This window comes from Sulfurospirillum sp. HTRB-L1, assembly GCF_059415125.1.
In genome coordinates this window covers 38,528-54,128 of sequence record NZ_JCAHZR010000006.1, presented here as the reverse complement: position 1 = coordinate 54,128, position 15,601 = coordinate 38,528, and the positions used below count along the sequence as shown (strand labels likewise).

The 15,601-nt window shown below is 49.1% G+C and carries 17 protein-coding genes; 6 read left to right on the top strand and 11 right to left on the bottom strand.

Going from position 1 to position 15,601, the window contains the following annotated elements; genetic code table 11:
* Positions 1-55: 55 nt before the first annotated feature.
* Together AC5SLM_RS10560 and rraA are read right to left on the bottom strand one after the other, a co-directional pair.
* Entirely contained in the window at positions 56-1,276 is a 1,221-nt protein-coding gene (locus AC5SLM_RS10560; RefSeq protein WP_495250922.1) for a BaiN/RdsA family NAD(P)/FAD-dependent oxidoreductase, read from the bottom strand.
* A complete protein-coding gene (gene rraA / locus AC5SLM_RS10555) occupies positions 1,273-1,749 on the bottom strand; it encodes a ribonuclease E activity regulator RraA (RefSeq protein WP_495250921.1) in 477 nt (158 codons plus the stop codon). Before rraA ends, AC5SLM_RS10560 begins: the two co-directional genes overlap by 4 nt.
* A 239-nt stretch (positions 1,750-1,988) precedes the next feature.
* On the opposite strand from rraA, the gene glmS reads away from it, so the two are divergent.
* Genes glmS through AC5SLM_RS10530 form a run of 5 tightly spaced genes read left to right on the top strand, consistent with a single transcriptional unit; the run spans position 1,989 to position 6,997 of the window.
* Positions 1,989-2,393, top strand: coding sequence for a methylaspartate mutase subunit S (gene glmS / locus AC5SLM_RS10550; RefSeq protein ID WP_495250920.1), 405 nt, complete (start codon positions 1,989-1,991; stop codon positions 2,391-2,393).
* Positions 2,390-3,754 carry a methylaspartate mutase gene (locus AC5SLM_RS10545; RefSeq protein WP_495250919.1) on the top strand — a complete coding sequence of 455 codons (1,365 nt, stop codon included), beginning with the start codon at positions 2,390-2,392 and terminating at the stop codon, positions 3,752-3,754. The genes glmS and AC5SLM_RS10545 overlap by 4 nt, the downstream gene beginning before the upstream one ends.
* Positions 3,751-4,938: a glutamate mutase L gene (locus AC5SLM_RS10540; protein WP_495250918.1), complete on the top strand. Its 1,188-nt coding sequence runs from the start codon at positions 3,751-3,753 to the stop codon at positions 4,936-4,938. The genes AC5SLM_RS10545 and AC5SLM_RS10540 overlap by 4 nt, the downstream gene beginning before the upstream one ends.
* Entirely contained in the window at positions 4,928-6,505 is a 1,578-nt protein-coding gene (locus AC5SLM_RS10535) for an AMP-binding protein (protein ID WP_495250917.1), read from the top strand. The genes AC5SLM_RS10540 and AC5SLM_RS10535 overlap by 11 nt, the downstream gene beginning before the upstream one ends.
* Before the next feature lie 27 nt (positions 6,506-6,532).
* Positions 6,533-6,997 (top strand): acyl-CoA thioesterase, encoded by a 465-nt coding sequence (locus AC5SLM_RS10530; protein ID WP_495251036.1) that lies wholly within the window; start codon positions 6,533-6,535, stop codon positions 6,995-6,997.
* Here AC5SLM_RS10530 and AC5SLM_RS10525 read toward each other — a convergent pair.
* Both AC5SLM_RS10525 and AC5SLM_RS10520 read right to left on the bottom strand, forming a co-directional pair.
* Positions 6,994-8,427 (bottom strand): sensor domain-containing diguanylate cyclase, encoded by a 1,434-nt coding sequence (locus AC5SLM_RS10525; protein ID WP_495250916.1) that lies wholly within the window; start codon positions 8,425-8,427, stop codon positions 6,994-6,996. The two genes, AC5SLM_RS10530 and AC5SLM_RS10525, sit on opposite strands and share 4 nt — an antisense overlap.
* Before the next feature lie 55 nt (positions 8,428-8,482).
* Positions 8,483-9,349 carry an AraC family transcriptional regulator gene (locus AC5SLM_RS10520; RefSeq protein WP_495250915.1) on the bottom strand — a complete coding sequence of 289 codons (867 nt, stop codon included), beginning with the start codon at positions 9,347-9,349 and terminating at the stop codon, positions 8,483-8,485.
* A gap of 105 nt (positions 9,350-9,454) precedes the next feature.
* On the opposite strand from AC5SLM_RS10520, the gene AC5SLM_RS10515 reads away from it, so the two are divergent.
* The gene (locus tag AC5SLM_RS10515) at positions 9,455-10,621 is read left to right on the top strand and encodes an aminotransferase-like domain-containing protein (protein WP_495250914.1); all 1,167 of its coding nucleotides are present in this window, start codon (positions 9,455-9,457) and stop codon (positions 10,619-10,621) included.
* Here AC5SLM_RS10515 and AC5SLM_RS10510 read toward each other — a convergent pair.
* The 7 genes from AC5SLM_RS10510 to ffh form a co-directional block, all read right to left on the bottom strand.
* Complete coding sequence (locus tag AC5SLM_RS10510) at positions 10,618-11,994, bottom strand: PhoH family protein (RefSeq protein WP_495250913.1); 1,377 nt, start codon at positions 11,992-11,994, stop codon at positions 10,618-10,620. The two genes, AC5SLM_RS10515 and AC5SLM_RS10510, sit on opposite strands and share 4 nt — an antisense overlap.
* A gap of 112 nt (positions 11,995-12,106) precedes the next feature.
* Positions 12,107-12,469: a 50S ribosomal protein L19 gene (gene rplS / locus AC5SLM_RS10505; RefSeq protein ID WP_495250912.1), complete on the bottom strand. Its 363-nt coding sequence runs from the start codon at positions 12,467-12,469 to the stop codon at positions 12,107-12,109.
* Entirely contained in the window at positions 12,466-13,176 is a 711-nt protein-coding gene (gene trmD / locus AC5SLM_RS10500) for a tRNA (guanosine(37)-N1)-methyltransferase TrmD (RefSeq protein WP_495250911.1), read from the bottom strand. The genes rplS and trmD overlap by 4 nt, the downstream gene beginning before the upstream one ends.
* On the bottom strand, positions 13,176-13,700 hold the full coding sequence (gene rimM, locus AC5SLM_RS10495; protein WP_495250910.1) for a ribosome maturation factor RimM: 525 nt from the start codon (positions 13,698-13,700) through the stop codon (positions 13,176-13,178). Before rimM ends, trmD begins: the two co-directional genes overlap by 1 nt.
* Positions 13,693-13,938, bottom strand: coding sequence for a KH domain-containing protein (locus tag AC5SLM_RS10490; protein WP_495250909.1), 246 nt, complete (start codon positions 13,936-13,938; stop codon positions 13,693-13,695). The genes rimM and AC5SLM_RS10490 overlap by 8 nt, the downstream gene beginning before the upstream one ends.
* Positions 13,939-13,940: 2 nt before the next feature.
* On the bottom strand, positions 13,941-14,171 hold the full coding sequence (rpsP, locus tag AC5SLM_RS10485; protein ID WP_495250908.1) for a 30S ribosomal protein S16: 231 nt from the start codon (positions 14,169-14,171) through the stop codon (positions 13,941-13,943).
* 70 nt (positions 14,172-14,241) lie between these two features.
* Positions 14,242-15,585, bottom strand: coding sequence for a signal recognition particle protein (gene ffh / locus AC5SLM_RS10480; protein ID WP_495250907.1), 1,344 nt, complete (start codon positions 15,583-15,585; stop codon positions 14,242-14,244).
* Between the last annotated feature and the right edge of the window lie 16 nt (positions 15,586-15,601).

Genomic DNA, 15,601 nt, shown 5'->3' with positions numbered 1-15,601 from the left:
TTTATCTTGTAAAGTGCTCCTTATGCTACATGTAGCATTGTTAAAGCAAGGGGTACTAACCCCCAAAAGCCGCCATCATGCGCCCTGCTCTAATCCCGCTCGCCCACGCAAAATGGAGATTGTATCCCCCGCAATCTCCATCCACATCTAGCACTTCCCCACTAAAATAGAGCCCGCGCACCTTGCGTGAGGCCATGGTTAAAGGGTCAATCTCTTCCATCGCCACGCCGCCAGCCATCACTTCAGCCGTAGCGTAGCCTTTGCTCTCTTTGATCTCCCACTCAAAACGTTTGCACCCGTGCACGAGGCGGTTTAAGGTTTTAGCGTCCAGTGTGCTTGCCCCGTGAAGCCCCAGATGCTCCAAAACCAAACGGGCCAGTTTGTGGTGCATCACTCCTTCTAGCCACGTTACTAAAGGCATCGTAGAGAGTAGGTTTGCGCGTTTTTGAAACAAGCCCTTTAAGGCTTCTTTGGAGAGAGAAGGAAACAAATCCAAACAGACCGCCACCTTGTGCCCTAGAGCAAGGCTTGCCACCACTTCGCGGCTCGCGTCTAAAATGGCTAACCCCGAAAGTCCGTAGCTTGCAAACAGCACGTCTCCTTGGTGCACACCACGAACGCGCCCATCCACCACAACGCTCACCGCACAAAACCACTTCACCCCACTTGCCAAACCCACGTCTTCCTTGGTGACTAGCTGCACCAAAGAAGGAAAGGTCCCATGCACACGGTGCCCAAAATGTTGGGCAAATTCTAACCCGCGCGTGCTACTTCCAAGGGTTGGCACACTCGCCCCGCCCGTGGCAACAAGCACCGCGTCAAACACCTGAGTGCCTTCTTGCGTTTCAAGGGCAAACACGCCGTTTTCTTTCTTTACATGTAAGACTTCACATTCAAAGACAAACTCCACGCCCAAAGCCTTACATGTAAAGGTTAACATCTCCACGACCGTGCGGGCCTGAAAGGACATGGGGAAACATTTCCCTCCCTCGTCTGCCACGATTTCCACGCCCAAGGCTTTAAAATACGCCACACATGCCTTGGTGTCAAACCCCGCAAGTACGCGCGCTACCGCGTCTAGGGCGTTGCTGTGAAAATGCTCCAACCCCAAGGCAAGGTTGGTGATGTTGCACCGCCCGTTGCCTGTGGTTAAGAGCTTGCGCCCGCACTTGGCATTTTTCTCAAACACCTTTACATGTAAACCCGCGCGCGCCGCTTCAATAGCCGCTACAAGGCCCGAAGCCCCTGCCCCGATGATGGCACACCGTTTGCTCAAATTAAGGCTTCCTTGCTCACAATCACCCCGTCCATGTCCGCGTACACATAAGCACCTGGCTCAAACCGCACACCGCCAAACTCTACCGCGTGGTCCACAAAACCTGGCACCACATTGGGGCATTTTCGAGGACAAGTGCCTAGTGCCCATAACCCAATTTCAACCTCTTTGGTCACATGCACATCGCGCACGTAGCCATTGACCACGAAGCCGCTCCACCCGTTTTTGTGGGCTTTTTTCATCAAATTCTCCCCCACGACCCCCACATACGCCCCTTGCACATCCACTACCAACACGCGCCCTTGGCCCGCTTGGTCTAGCACGCTAATGAGCTCTTGGTTGTTTTCATTGAGCTTCACCGTCACCAAAGGGCCTTTCATCTTTTTCTTGCCCCCAAAATTACTAAAGCCCGCCCCTAAAACTTGAATCTCTTCCTTACATGTATCGCATAAATCTGCTGTAAAAAATCCCATCGTGCACCTCCTGAAGTAACATTAACCCAAAGGGGCTTGTGAGCGGATTTTCTTGACCTCAAGCATTTAGGACAAATGCGGGGCAAGAACCCTCGGAGGTTTGCCAGGACGGCAAACCGAGAATGAGCGAATAAGCCCCTTTGGGTTAATGGAAATGGGTCAGATTATACCATTTTTAGATATTTTTGATACAATTTCCCCCATTATTCCCTATGCTCACTCCCTCACTAGGCTTGCCCATGAAAGTCGTCACAGGCGTGGTCGGAAACGACATCCACGTTGTTGCTAACCGTCTCATTCACATCTCCCTTGAAGCCCGCGGATTTGAAGTGTTTAACCTTGGCGTCAACACCTCCCTTGATGAGTTCATCGACGCCCTCATCGAAACTAAGGCCGACATCTTGCTCATCTCTTCCCTCAACGGCGAAGCCGAAGGATGGTGCCGCGAATTGCCCTTCATCAAATCTCAACGCGACCTTGGCAATGTCACCTTTATGATTGGCGGCAACCTTGCCGTGGGCGAAGCCAACCACGACACCATCGTGCCAAAATACCAAGCCTACGGCTTTGACCTTGTGTTTCACCAAATCGACCTCAACACGGGCCTTGACCGTCTGGAAGCCTACCTAAAGGAGCGCGCATGAGTTTGTTTGAGCGGGAGCGCCAGACCATCGTGTCCAACGAATACGTGGACAATTTTGATTTTGCCGAGGTAGAAGAGTTTGTCGCAAAGGCCGATAAAAACCTCTTCATCTCTCACCACTACGCCACCAAAACCAAGATGCTCGTCCAACCCCGCGGGGGTTTTCCCACCTACCAAAAAATGTTCAAACTCTACGAGACTTTCGCGGGGGCTGGCATCGACGTGTTGCCCATCACTATTGATTCGCACACGCGCCTTAACGACTACGCCAGTGCCAAAAAAATGCTCATGCTCTCCGAAGAAAACGAAACCGACATGCTCAACGGCTACCCGCTCATCAACCATGGCTACCGTACCACGCGCAAAATGATGACCCATTTCAACCTCCCCGTGAGCCTACGCCATGGCACACCCGATGCAAGGCTCTTGGTGGAAACGGCCATTGCCAGTGGGATTTTTGAGATTGAGGGCGGGCCCATCACTTACATGCTTCCTTACTCCAAAAACTTCCCACTAGATAAGGCCTTTTTGTACTGGAAATACGTGGAAAAAGTGTGCGCCCACTACTCTACTCTAAACCTGCCCATCAACCGCGAATCCTTTGGGCCGCTCACCGCCACCTTGGTACCACCCGCCATCACCATCGTCATCCAACTCCTTGAAATGTTGCTTTCTTTAGAAGAGGGGGTGCGGAGTTTTTCCGTGAGTTTTTCCCAGTCAGGTTCGCTCTCCCAAGACATCATCACTGCTAAAGTGCTCAAAAAACTCGCCCCCCATTACGCCGCCTTGCACGGATGCGCGGGCGCAAAAACACAGCTAGTCTACCACCAGTGGATGGGTGCGTTTCCGCGCAACAAAGAGTTCTCTGACGCGCTCATCACCACCGCCACCCTCATCGCCACATTGGTAGGGGCCGATAAAATCATCACCAAAACCCGCGACGAAGCCTTTGGCATCCCCACCATGGAATGCAACGCCCAAGCAGTGGCCAACACCCAATACATCCTACGCATCGTCCAAGGCTTGCCCCAGTTTGAAGATGGTGAAGAAGAAGAACATTTAGAGCTTGCCGTGCATGCCATCATGGAAGCGGTCTTTAACGACCCCGCCGACTCCCTATGGCGCAAGGCGTTCAATGCCATCAAACAAGGCATCATCGACGTGCCTTTTTCGCCCCACATCATCAACCACAACGCCATTTTAACCCTGCGCGACCCCAGTGGGTCGATTCGCATCGTAGAACCGGGCAATGTGCCTATCCCTGCGCGTTGCCTAGCATATGAGCGGGCAAAGGCGGGAAGCTTTGAAAACAAAACCGCCATGGTCGAAAAAATCATCCACGACATTGGAGTCATGCAATGAAATTGTTAATCGACGTGGGAAGCACCTACATCAAAACCGCCTCCGCCCATGGTCTTAGCCAACATTTTCGGGATTTTTCGCGCCCCATCCACGAAGATTTGCGTGCCAAATGCGGGGAATTGCTCCAAGGCGTGCCCAAGGATGAGATCTACATCTGCTCCTCTGCAAATGGCGGGTTAAGCACGCTCATCATCGGCTTAACCCACTCCTTTAGCCTCAAATACGCCAAAAACATTGCCTATAACGCGGGCATCAACATCATCGATACCGTGCTCTACAAAGACATCGCCCACGCTCCCGTTCCAGGCGACGTACTTGATGTGGTCATTTTAGTAGGCGGGATTGATGGCGTAGGAGAAGTGTTTGATGAAGCTTTATTAACCTACCTTCAAAGCCTAAACTACACCAACCTTGTCTATGTGGGCACGGCCCAAGATGCGCCCTTTATCCGCGCCAACCTACCCCATGCCGTCCTTTTACCCAACATCATCGATGAGCGCTTGCACATCCAAGAAGAGCCCCTTAAAACCACGCTGACCAACCTTTATCAAGCCGACATCATGGGCAAAGAGGAGATTAAAGAACTCTACGCCATCACCGCCAACCAAATCTACCCCACGCCCTACATCGTCAACCGCGCGTTGCCGCGCATCGGGGAGCAACTCGAAGTGGTGGACCCCTTTATCGTCCTTGACATTGGCGGGGCGACGACGGACATCCACTACAGCAAAGACCTTGTGAGCGAACGCTTGCTCACGGGCAACGCTTACGACCGCTTGGTTTTTAAGAAACTAGGCGTGTACAAATCCAAAGAGAGCCTCATCCACGCGGCCAAACAAAACGAGTACGTGTACGAACTCTTAAGCACGCTGGATGTGACGGAGAAAATCTTTGAAGAACACAGCGAAAAAGCCTTACATGTACTCATGCAACTCTCTATCTTTTTAGTGCTGTATAAAACTTCTAAATTTCACCAAGGTTACATTACTTTGAGCCTCGAGCGCCTAGAGAGCATCGTGCTCACCGGCGGCATCACTAAGGTACTTAGCCTAGAGGAGTGCGAAAGTATTTTGCACTTTTTTTACAAAAAAATCCTCGGCCTCCACCACGCTCCCGCGGTGGTTTTAGACACCCATTACGCCATTTGGACCCTTGGCATCACAGGAGAACACCATGTCGATTAACTGCATCCGAACCCTGCTTGAAACCGCGGCACACACGAGCCCTGAGGCTATTGCCCTCATTGAAAAAGAGCGGCGCATCACCTACGGCGAGCTTTTTGAAAAGGTCAACCAAGTGGCCACCTACCTTGCAAGCCTTGGCCTTCCAAAAGGGGCGCGGGTTGGGGTCTATTCTCACAAAACCCTAGAGCAATGCATCGCCATCTACGCCTTGCTCTCACTAGAGTACATTCTTGTGCCCATCTCCAGACTCCTCAAACCTGAACAAGTGGAACACATCATCCAAGATTGCGCCATTAGCTGCGTGTTAACCGATGCTAAAAAACTCCCCGCCTTACAAGAGAGCAGTTTTGAGGGCACCATCATCACCTACGAAGCGTGTGATAAGGCCCTTGTTTCTTTTGAGGAAATCTACAAATGCTGCGCCAAGCACTTTACATGTAACATCCTTGGCCATGCCAACGCCGCCATCACCTACAGCTTTGGCGCATCCGCCTTGCCCAATGGCATCGTCCTTGCCCACCGTAACCTCATCGACTCGGCGCGGGTGGTTTCCCAGTACCTTGACATCCGCACAAATGACGTCATCTCAGGCATTTTGCCTTTCATCTTTGACTACGGCCTCAACCAACTTTTTTGCGCCCTCTACAAGCACGCCACCCTCGCCTTGCACCGCCTTGTGCTTCCTTCGGATTTTTTTAACCACCTCATCCAAGACAAGGTAACTATTCTTCCCCTTATGCCCATTCACCTTTCGTTGATGTTCGATGAAGAACCTAGCCACCGCCTGCCCCATCCTGAGCTTTTGGGGCACGTGCGGACCATCACTTCCTCAGGCGGGAAAATCACACCTAAGATGCTCCAACACAGTGCCGCCCTCTACCCTAAGGCCAAATTTTACTCCATGCACGGCCTCACCGAAGCCTTTCGCTCTACCTACCTCGACCCTTCCCAGCTTGCCATCCGTCCAAACTCCATCGGCAAGCCCATTCCTGATGTGGAAGTATACGTGCTCAACGAAGAGGGAAAAGCATGCAAACCCCGCGAAGTGGGCGAGCTGATTCACCGTGGCGGGTACATTTACAAAGGCTTTTGGAACGCGCCAGATGCCACTGCTAAACGCTTCAAAAGTGTGCAAATACTCAAAGAAGTGGTTGACCTTGAGGGGCAACTTACCGATGAGATTGTCGTAGCCAGCGGGGATTATGTGTACGCTGATGAGGAAGGGTTTTTGTACTTTGTGGACCGCAAAGATGACATGATAAAATCTTGCGGCTTTCGCGTTAGTCCTTATGAGATTGAAACGGTAGTGTACCACCATGTGCCCTCCGTCAAAGAGTGCGCGGTCTTTTCCATTCCCGATGAAGCCACCGAGGAAGCCATTGTCTTGTGCTACAGTGCCCTTAGTGAGATTCCAAAAAACGAACTGCTCTTTGAACTCAAAAAACACTTGCCCAACCACATGCTTCCCGCACGCATTCTCTACAAACCGCGCTTGCCTCTGACGAGTCCTAGCCAAGGGGAAATCGATAAAGAAGCCCTCAAAAAAGAGGTGGTGGCCGTTGAATAGTTTACATGTAAGGATATTTTAGTGGAAATGCTACCCTTTGAAAAACACAAGCTCACCATGTCCGTTCTCATGACGCCCGATAAAGCCAACTTTGCAGGCAAGGTCCACGGAGGCGACATTTTAAAGTACCTCGACCAAGTGGCCTACGCGTGCGCTTCACGCTATTGCGGGCATTATGTAGTCACCGTGAGCGTCGACCAAGTGGTCTTTCAAAAGTCTATTCTTGTGGGAAATTTGGTGACCTTTTTAGCCAGCGTCAACTACACCGGGAAAACGTCTATGGAGGTGGGCATCAAGGTCATTGCCGAAGATATTCATAAAGGCACGGTCACCGAAACCAACAGCTGCTTTTTTACCATGGTGGCGGTGGACGAAGAGGGAACGCCTTTGTATGTTCCGCCCCTTGAACCCCAAACCGAAGTCGAAAAACGCCGTTTTCACGACGGCAAAAAACGCCGCGAACTACGTCTTCACGGCTACAGCAATCTCTAGCTTCGGCTTCGAATGATGTTTTTTCCCAAGGACTTCGCGGAGTACAACCGTTCGTCCGCCTCGCGTAGCATCTGGTCAATGGTGCGCGAGGTACTGTTGTCTGCAATGCCTAAACTAAACGTGTACGACACATGGGTGCGCGCATCTATACTTACAGGCGTTTCGCCCACGTAATGCTGGATTTGCGAACAAATTTTTTCGGCTTTTTTTAAAGACATATCGTAAAAACTAATGACAAACTCTTCACCACCAATGCGCGCAAACAGCATCCGCTCATCTAAAAACCCGCGACAGGCATCACAAAAGTGTTGCAACACCACATCGCCTGCTGCGTGCCCGTAAGTGTCGTTGATGAGTTTAAAATCATCCAAATCGATCAACGCCACGCACACGGTTTTCTCCTCTTTGGCTGCTTGACTTAACAGCGGGTGAATGGTTTCAAAAAAACTCCGCCTTGTTTGCACCCCCGTAAGCTCGTCCACGTACGCAATTTGTTCTAACTTTTTCACTACTTGCTCAAGCTCTTGGGCGGTGTTTTGCAAGGCTTGTGTTCGCAAGGCAACGGTTTGTTCTAAGATTGTCTTTTCTTTTTGGGCCTCTTTTTGGCGAAAAAAGATGAGTAAAAAAATCACCGTCGCCATGCTACTGACCACAAGTAAAAACAAATACAACGCCTGTTTTCCTTGCGCTAACATTTCGCGGGAGTGTAGCGTACGAAGCCCATAAGCCTCTCCATTGCTGTGGCGCCCAAGAATGATAACATTCTCCACGCTACTAGGCTGCCGATGCGTCAGGACATCAATCCCACGCCCTGCCATACTGTAACGCTGTGGCACCCCTTGCACTTCAAAAGAAGGCAAAAGGCCAATCTCCACTAATTCTGGATTTTGGCCCAGCAAGAGCGTCGCGTCAAGTTTCCCAAGGGCCAACAACCACCCGTTTGAAACTGCGCTCGTGTCGGAGTTGTTAATAGGGTGCTCCTCGTAAAAATAGATCTCTCCCTCCAAAAACAAAAACCCCCGAGAAGCCTCTTGGTTGCTCGCGACCATCTTCTCCACCACCACTTCAGGATTAGAGAGTTTAGGGGAAAACACGGGCAATACTAGCGTGCGTTCAAGATCAAGAAAAGCCATTGCGTACACATCAAGACTTTCAAGGGTGTGGCTGTTTTCTCGGAAATTAGCATACACATACTCTTTTGATTTTGTCTGCATAAACCCATAGGTATCGTCCCATTCCGCATAATCTTTTAATGTTTTTTTTACAAAATCGGTTTGGGCGTGTATGCCTTGGAGCAAGGCCCCCACAATCCGTTCATTTTGAGAAGCTTCAAGCACATAATAACTCGAAAGAATATAACGGTGTGTTGCAAAAAGAAGGGTAAGCAGCATAAGCACAAGCGCGCCAGCAAGAGACAAATACGTTTTCAATAGGGCTCCTAAACTTCGTTCGGGGTCATTATAACGCGGGGGAACTAAAGGGGAGTTATGTGTACTTCACAGGAACACAAAAATCAAGCACATAGGTTTCATCGGATGCCATAAAATGGTTTTTGTAGTAACGGGTAAAGGCGGGCAAAGGCAACTTTTCAAAGCCGCTTTGGGGAAGCCATTCGTAATACACGCTGTCCATTTGCTTTAAAAAATCCCCAAACACTCCCTCAAAGGGAAACACCGCACACAGCATGCCAGGGATGCGCATGATCCCCACTTCCCCCTTGGCAAAATGGGTTTTTTCAATCTCCAAACACGCCACATAATGGCACTTTTCCAAGGGCACAAACCGCGGGTTACTGTGGTGTAGCGCCAGCATGGGCGCGTGGGGTGAAACCCCTTCTTTTTGCGCCCACTCAAAGAGCTTCAGCCACGGGCGCTGGATGCTTCGGTCATAACCAAGATGACGCACATACGCCACTTTGCGTGAAGGAAAACGCACAATCTTGGGTGGCGTTAAAAGGGGTAAAATGGGGCGTAAATGGGCATCCTTATCTTGGTCCACTTCGCGCCACCGAGAAGGCGTGGTGCCAAAATGCCCCTTAAAGGCGTGTGTAAAGCTAGCACTTGAGCCAAACCCCGAAGCATGGGCAATCTCAAGCACCGCCATTTGAGGGTTAAACAACAAGGCGTTGGCCGCATTTTCTAGGCGCACCCGCTTGATATACCCATGCACGTGCTCGCCCATGTGGGCGTAAAACAGCCGATTAAAATGGTACATGGAGGTAGAAACATACGCGGCAATATCCTTTACATGTAAAGGTTGCGCGATGTCAAGATGAATCTTATAAAGCGCATCGTTGATTTTTTCACGGTGCAATTGGGTTGTGGTGTGGCGTTGCATGGAGGATTGTAGCATATTCGCACTTTTAAACAAGGAAAATCGCACTTTTGCGATACTCTGATTTTTTTTCTTGTTTTATACTTACACCACGGCAATACCTATTTTTTTAAAGGGCAACCTATGAAACTTTCTCACGGGGCATCTCGCATCAAACACTCTTTCGTGCGCAACATCTTGGCGCTCACCCAAAAACCAGGCGTCATTTCCTTTGCAGGAGGCTTGCCTGACCCTTACCTTTTTCCCATCACCCCCATCAAGGAGGCCATAGCGTCGTTGATGCAAGAGTTGGATGTCTCTTTGTTCCAATACGGCCCAACCCAAGGGTTTTTACCTTTGCGCGAAGCCCTTGGGGCGCAGTATCAGTACAAAGACATTCCCGCATCCGCAAAGGATATTTTAATCACCACGGGGAGCCAACAAGGACTGGATTTAGCCTGTCGCGCCCTCATGAATCCTAAAGACGCCATCGTAGTGGAGTCTCCCACTTACCTGGCTGCCTTGCAACTTTTTCGCTCCCACGAAGCCACCATTCACACGGTTGCTATTAGCCCCGAAGGCCCTGATATTCAAGCCCTTGAGGCGTTGTTTCAAACAGGTACGATACGTTTTTTCTACACCATTCCTACCTTTCAAAATCCCACCGGCTTTACATGTAGCGCGCCATTGCGCCGCAAAGTCGCCGCTCTAGCCAAGCAATACGGGGTGTGGATTATTGAGGATGACCCTTATGGCGCGTTGCGCTATGAAGGAACTACGCCTCCTTCTTACGCCACCCTTTTCCCCGAGGGCACGATGGTCTTGGGCACCGCCTCTAAGGTTGCAGCTCCTGATTTTAGGCTAGGTTGGCTCTATGCGCCCCAAGAAGCACTCGAAGCGTGCGTTAAATTCAAAGAGTGTACGGATTTGCAAAGCAGTTACTTTTTTCAGCGCGTGTTGCATGAGATGATGACCAACGACACCTTGCGCACCCACCAAAAAAGGCTCAAACGCGCTTACGTGCAAAAACGTGACACCATGGTAAGCGCACTCAAAGAACATTTTGGCGAAGCTTTACATGTAGAGGTTCCAGAAGGGGGAATGTTTGTGTGGGCAAGCTTAAAAGACGGACGTGACACTATGGAGTTGTTTCATGAAGCCATTAAACATCATGTTGCTTTTGTGCCTGGCTCGGTCTTTTTTCCCTGCGGTGGCGGGCAAAATACCATGCGGCTAAATTTCACCCATGCCACCACTGAAAAGATTGTCGAAGGGGTTGTTCGCCTTAAAAAAGCGTACACCTTGTTTTAACGTTTTTTGTTCTCGTACACCCGCTCGCTAAATTCTGCAAAGCGTCCCCGCACGGCTTTTTGCAGGTCAATGGCAAACATGTTCAGTTCTTCATGTTTTTGCGTGGTGAGCTTCAAAAGGCTAGTGAGGCCATTGTTGTATTTGTTGAGGTACGGATTGTCGATTTGACGGTTTGAACCAATAACAATGGCCATACACGAATTATCAAGACGCGAAAGAATAAGTTGGGTGGTGTTTTCTGAACTGTTTTGCCACTCGTCTAAAATCACCACTGCATCGCTCAATGTCCGTCCGCGCGCCTCTCCTGGCCAGAGTTTTTCGATGCGGTATTTTTGGGTTAATTCCACAATCTTAGAACTAATAGCTTCGGCGTCTTCTTTGTTTTCATTGCGCTTTAGGGCTTTTTTAGCAATAAACTCCAAGGTGTCGTACAAGGCCATGTTGTAGATGCGAAATTTCTCATCATTTCCCGAAAGATACCCTACATCTGCCCCTTTATCCAAACTCTCAATAGAGTTGCGCACGTAGACAATCTTGTCGTAATGCCCCTTGTCCACTTGGCGCATCGCGGAAGCAACGGCGATGAGCGTCTTTCCGCTTCCTGCTTTGGCATCGATGACAAGCAAATTATACAGGTTGCTCAAAATGGCTTTCATGAAGAATTTTTGACGGGTGTTAACAGGCTTAACTTTCATGCCACGAAAATCTAACTCACTCACCACTTGCAGCATTTCGTTATAGACCAGCGCGTAAACCTTACTGCCATCTTCCACGACAAATTCGTAGCAAAAATTATCGGGACGGTACTCAGGGTCAATGTGCGTAATGGGTTTGTAAATCGCCACATTAAGCGCATCTTGAGTAGTCTCGATAGTCTTGAAAAACTGCTGTTTGGGCACTTCGGAGCGGTCTTCGTGCAAGGATTCTGTTTTAATGTTTTTAAACAATCCAAAAATCCGCGCGTAGACGTCGATGGAGACAAAGATGACCTTGTGTCCTTTGTAGTACTCTCGCGCCACCTCAGCCACTTCGATAATGCGCTTGTCGTTGCTCTCGGAAGTGTGGTTGTACTCAATGGCCGCGTCGTAGTGGGATTTGGCGATGAGATGAATCTGGTATGGACCGTGAAAAAGCTTGACGACCTTGTACGCGTTCTCGTGGTCAACTTCTTTAACCTTCGCTTCGGCAATAAAGCGTGCAAATTCCCTAGCTTGGTACCCAAGCTCGTCCATGAGGCGTTTTTTTTCCTCAAGTTCAATCAGTACCGTCTCAGGAACAACAACGATGTTTTTGCCTTCTTGGGAGAGGTTTTTGATGTTTTGGAGGTTTTGAAGAATGATGTTGGTATCAACGACGTAGATTTTGTCTGCCATAACCGCCCTTTGAAAGGAGATAAGGCATTGTAACACAAGAAGGTTACATGTAAACTACGAAAGAGGGGTTAAAAAAGAAACAGCGCAGGGAAACCTACGCTGTTTTTGGAGGTTATTGTGGACGTTTAAGTTCTTTAATACGTGCAGATTTACCACGAAGACCACGAAGGTAAAAGAGTTTAGAGCGACGGACACGTCCGCGTCTAAGCACCGTAATCTCTTGGATAGAGTCGCTAAAGATAGGGAAAATACGCTCAACACCGACGCTGTTTGCGCCAATTTTACGGATAATAAAGGTTTCGCCTGTACCCGTACCACGACGTGCAATACACACGCCTTCAAAATTTTGTACACGTTGTTTTTCGCCTTCTTTAATCATAACGGCGACGCGAAGGGTGTCTCCCCCTCGAAAATCGGGAACATTTTTGCTAGCAACTTGCGCGCTTTCAAATGCGTCGATATACTTATTTCTCATCGGTGGTCCTTTTTTTGACACGTTAATGTTTGATTTGCATAGAGGTCAGGTCTGTAAAACTGAGTTTTTGCACACGCCATCACTTTTTTTAAGCCTGCAATTCTAGCATGGTTACCCTTTAAAAACTCTGAGGGAACACACTTTTTTTTAAATTCGTTAGGTTTTGTAAACGAAGGGGCCTCCAATAGGTCTCCCTCGAAGCTCTCTTCGTCCAAAGAAGCGTCATTTCCAAGCACCCCTTCGACGTTTCGGCTAATGGCATCGCACATCACCATACTTGCTAATTCCCCGCCCGTTAAGACGTAATCCCCGATGGAAAAAAGCTCATCCGCATACTGCTCCACAATGCGCTCATCAATCCCCTCATACCGCCCGCACACAAACACCACATGTTCTTTTCGTGCCAAACGTTTCGCATCGTTTTGTGTAAAAGGCTTGCCCGCAGGCGCTGGAAAAACAAGATGGGCTCGCGGAGAATTTGCCAATACACTCGCCAAAGCATCATCCAAGGGCTGTGGCCCCATCAACAATCCTGCACCACCACCCACTTGGTAATCGTCGACTTTTTTATGGCGTGAAAGGCTAAAATCTCGGGGGTTGAGGTAGTCTAGTGTAATCTTTTCCTCCGCCTTTGCCCGTCCCAAAATCGAATCTGCAAAGTACCCTTCAATCAGGCTAGGGAAAAGCGTCACGAAACTAAAGCGCATCACAAACTCTCTAACAGCTCGCGTGCGTCTTTGGAAAGAATCTCTTTAGCATCAACGTTTACATGTAAGACATAACGATCCCCGTAAGGGATTAAAAAAGTAGAAGCAAGGCCTTGTTCGACCAAATGGGGTGCGGTGGAAAGCAAGAAATAATCTTGCGTCCCAATACGCTCAATTTCTTCAACCACGCCCAACACTTCCCCGTTTTCTAAGACCCGACATCCGATGATGTCAAACCAAAAATATTCGCCCTCGCCAAGGGAGCACGTCTGCTTGGTTGCCTCAACGGTTGTGTACAAGAAGGTATTGGTCAGGGTACTAGCACGCTCTCTTTCTTCATAGCCAGCAAAGCGAACGTGAAAGGTTTGAGCGTTAAAGGCGCAAATGCGCAAAGGGGAGCCTGAAGCGGTGTAAAAGGTAGCACCAACGCGAAATTGTTCTGGAAAATCGCTATGGCTGTGAAGCTTTAGGTCACCCTTGAGCCCCACAACCTTACCAATTTGTGCAACTTCCAGTTCACTCATCGTTTGCTTTGACAGTAATACGGTAAGACATGCCGTTTTTAGCTTTGTAGCCTGCGATTACTGTTTTTAAAGAGTTTATCATCTTACCATCTTTGCCAATCAGCTTTCCCGTGTCGCTTTTATCTGCATAAATGATAATTTCCGCGAACGTTTCATCAACGTCCACGCGCTCTACACGCACCAATTCTGGGTGATTGACAATCAACTTAGCAAACGTGCCTAAAAATGCATGTGCCATGGTTATTTACCGGTAATTTTAGTTACCCTGTCACTCAATTTAGCACCCACACTCTTCCAGTATGCTAAACGCTCTTGGTCGAAGTTAATGGTCTCTGGCTGTGTTAATGGATTGTAATACCCAATTGATTCAATCCAGCCACCATCTCGGCGCTTACGGCTGTCTGTTACAACAATTCGGTAAAAAGGTTTTTTGTTTCTTCCCATACGGGTTAATCGAACTACGGTTGCCATTGTGTTGGTCTCCTTGAAATTTTTGTCTTACGGCTTAGTAATGAAAGCGTCGCTTTCACAAATAAACCGTCTAGCGCGGAAATCCGCCTCTAGCGTTTTGTCCTAGCATGGCTTGCAAGTCTTGCATGCCACGTTTTCCCGAAAACCTCTTTGCCATTTTAGCGGCATTGTGAAATTGTTTTAAAAAACGGTTCACTTCCACTTGGGAAAGTCCCGCACCTGCGGCGATACGACGCTTGCGGCTATTGTTGAGCAAATCGGGTGCTTCACGCTCTTTTAGCGTCATGGAACCAATCATCGCCTTAATGCGTTTCATTTCCACGGAATTTTCTAAATCCACATCCTTCAGTTTGTCTGCCATCCCCGAAAGACCAGGAATCATCCCCAACATGGACTTCATACTACCAAGCTTTTTCATGCTCTCCATTTGGTCCAGAAAATCATTAAAGTTAAACTCCCCTTTTTTGATTTTCTTGTTCATCAGCTTGGCTTGCTTCTCGTCAATCACCGCACTGGTTTTTTCCGCCAAGGTAGCAAGGTCACCCTCACCCATGATGCGTCCCACAATACGCTCAGGCAAAAAGGCTTCCAAATCTGCCGCTTTTTCACCCATCCCGATAAAACGCAAAGGCACACCCACTTGATGGGCAATGCCTAGGGCAACGCCCCCTTTGGTATCGCCATCGTACTTGCTTAAAATAACGCCCGTGATGCCTAGCGCCTCGTGAAAACTCGCTGCCGTTTTGACCGCATCTTGACCGCTAAGCGCATCGGCCACGTAAAAGACTTCATGGGGTGCAATGGCGCGGTGAACTGCCTTGATTTGCGCCATCAGTGCCTCATCAATAGCCAAACGTCCTGCAGTATCCACCAAAAGCACATCATACAACCCTGCTTTTGCCTTCTCTAGGGCTTTTTTAGCAACCCCAACAGGATCGGTTCCGCTTTCATCATAAAACAAATCCAACTCGTGCTGGGCACACAATTGCTTCAACTGTTCCACTGCCGCAAGGCGCTGAAGGTCACACGCTGCGATGAGTACTTTCTTCTTTCTTAGCTTCAAATAGGTCCCAAGCTTCACCGTCGTTGTCGTCTTGCCAGACCCTTGCAAACCACTCATAAGCACCACCGTTGGGGGCTTGGAAGTGTACACAAACCCTTGGTTGCCAGGGGCAGTGAGAAGGGTTGTTAAGTTCTCCTTAATGGCCTGCAAAAAAGCAGCTTGGCCGATGCCTGCTTTTTTAGTGTCCGCCTCGACTTTTAGCAAAAGCTCTTTGGTCACCTTGTGGTGCACATCGGCTTTTAAAAGGGCTTTTTTGAGTGTTTCGAGGGCTTTTTTGAGTGCCTTATCATCATCTGCAAAACGAAGTTTATTAATGGCAGATTTAAACGATTCACTCAATACTCCAAACACATCGGCTCCTTTTATA

Excerpts from the sequence above, each read along its gene's own strand:
- AC5SLM_RS10540 (WP_495250918.1), top strand. The coding sequence starts at position 3,751 with ATGAAATTGTTAATCGACGTGGGAAGCACCTACATCAAAACCGCCTCC.
- AC5SLM_RS10520 (WP_495250915.1), bottom strand. The coding sequence starts at position 9,349 with ATGCTACAATCCTCCATGCAACGCCACACCACAACCCAATTGCACCGT.
- glmS (WP_495250920.1), top strand. The coding sequence starts at position 1,989 with ATGAAAGTCGTCACAGGCGTGGTCGGAAACGACATCCACGTTGTTGCT.
- trmD (WP_495250911.1), bottom strand. The coding sequence starts at position 13,176 with ATGCGCTTTAGTTTCGTGACGCTTTTCCCTAGCCTGATTGAAGGGTAC.
- rpsP (WP_495250908.1), bottom strand. The coding sequence starts at position 14,171 with ATGGCAACCGTAGTTCGATTAACCCGTATGGGAAGAAACAAAAAACCT.
- rraA (WP_495250921.1), bottom strand. The coding sequence starts at position 1,749 with ATGGGATTTTTTACAGCAGATTTATGCGATACATGTAAGGAAGAGATT.
- rimM (WP_495250910.1), bottom strand. The coding sequence starts at position 13,700 with ATGAGTGAACTGGAAGTTGCACAAATTGGTAAGGTTGTGGGGCTCAAG.
- AC5SLM_RS10535 (WP_495250917.1), top strand. The coding sequence starts at position 4,928 with ATGTCGATTAACTGCATCCGAACCCTGCTTGAAACCGCGGCACACACG.
- AC5SLM_RS10545 (WP_495250919.1), top strand. The coding sequence starts at position 2,390 with ATGAGTTTGTTTGAGCGGGAGCGCCAGACCATCGTGTCCAACGAATAC.
- rplS (WP_495250912.1), bottom strand. The coding sequence starts at position 12,469 with ATGAGAAATAAGTATATCGACGCATTTGAAAGCGCGCAAGTTGCTAGC.
- AC5SLM_RS10510 (WP_495250913.1), bottom strand. The coding sequence starts at position 11,994 with ATGGCAGACAAAATCTACGTCGTTGATACCAACATCATTCTTCAAAAC.
- AC5SLM_RS10490 (WP_495250909.1), bottom strand. The coding sequence starts at position 13,938 with ATGGCACATGCATTTTTAGGCACGTTTGCTAAGTTGATTGTCAATCAC.
- AC5SLM_RS10530 (WP_495251036.1), top strand. The coding sequence starts at position 6,533 with ATGCTACCCTTTGAAAAACACAAGCTCACCATGTCCGTTCTCATGACG.
- AC5SLM_RS10515 (WP_495250914.1), top strand. The coding sequence starts at position 9,455 with ATGAAACTTTCTCACGGGGCATCTCGCATCAAACACTCTTTCGTGCGC.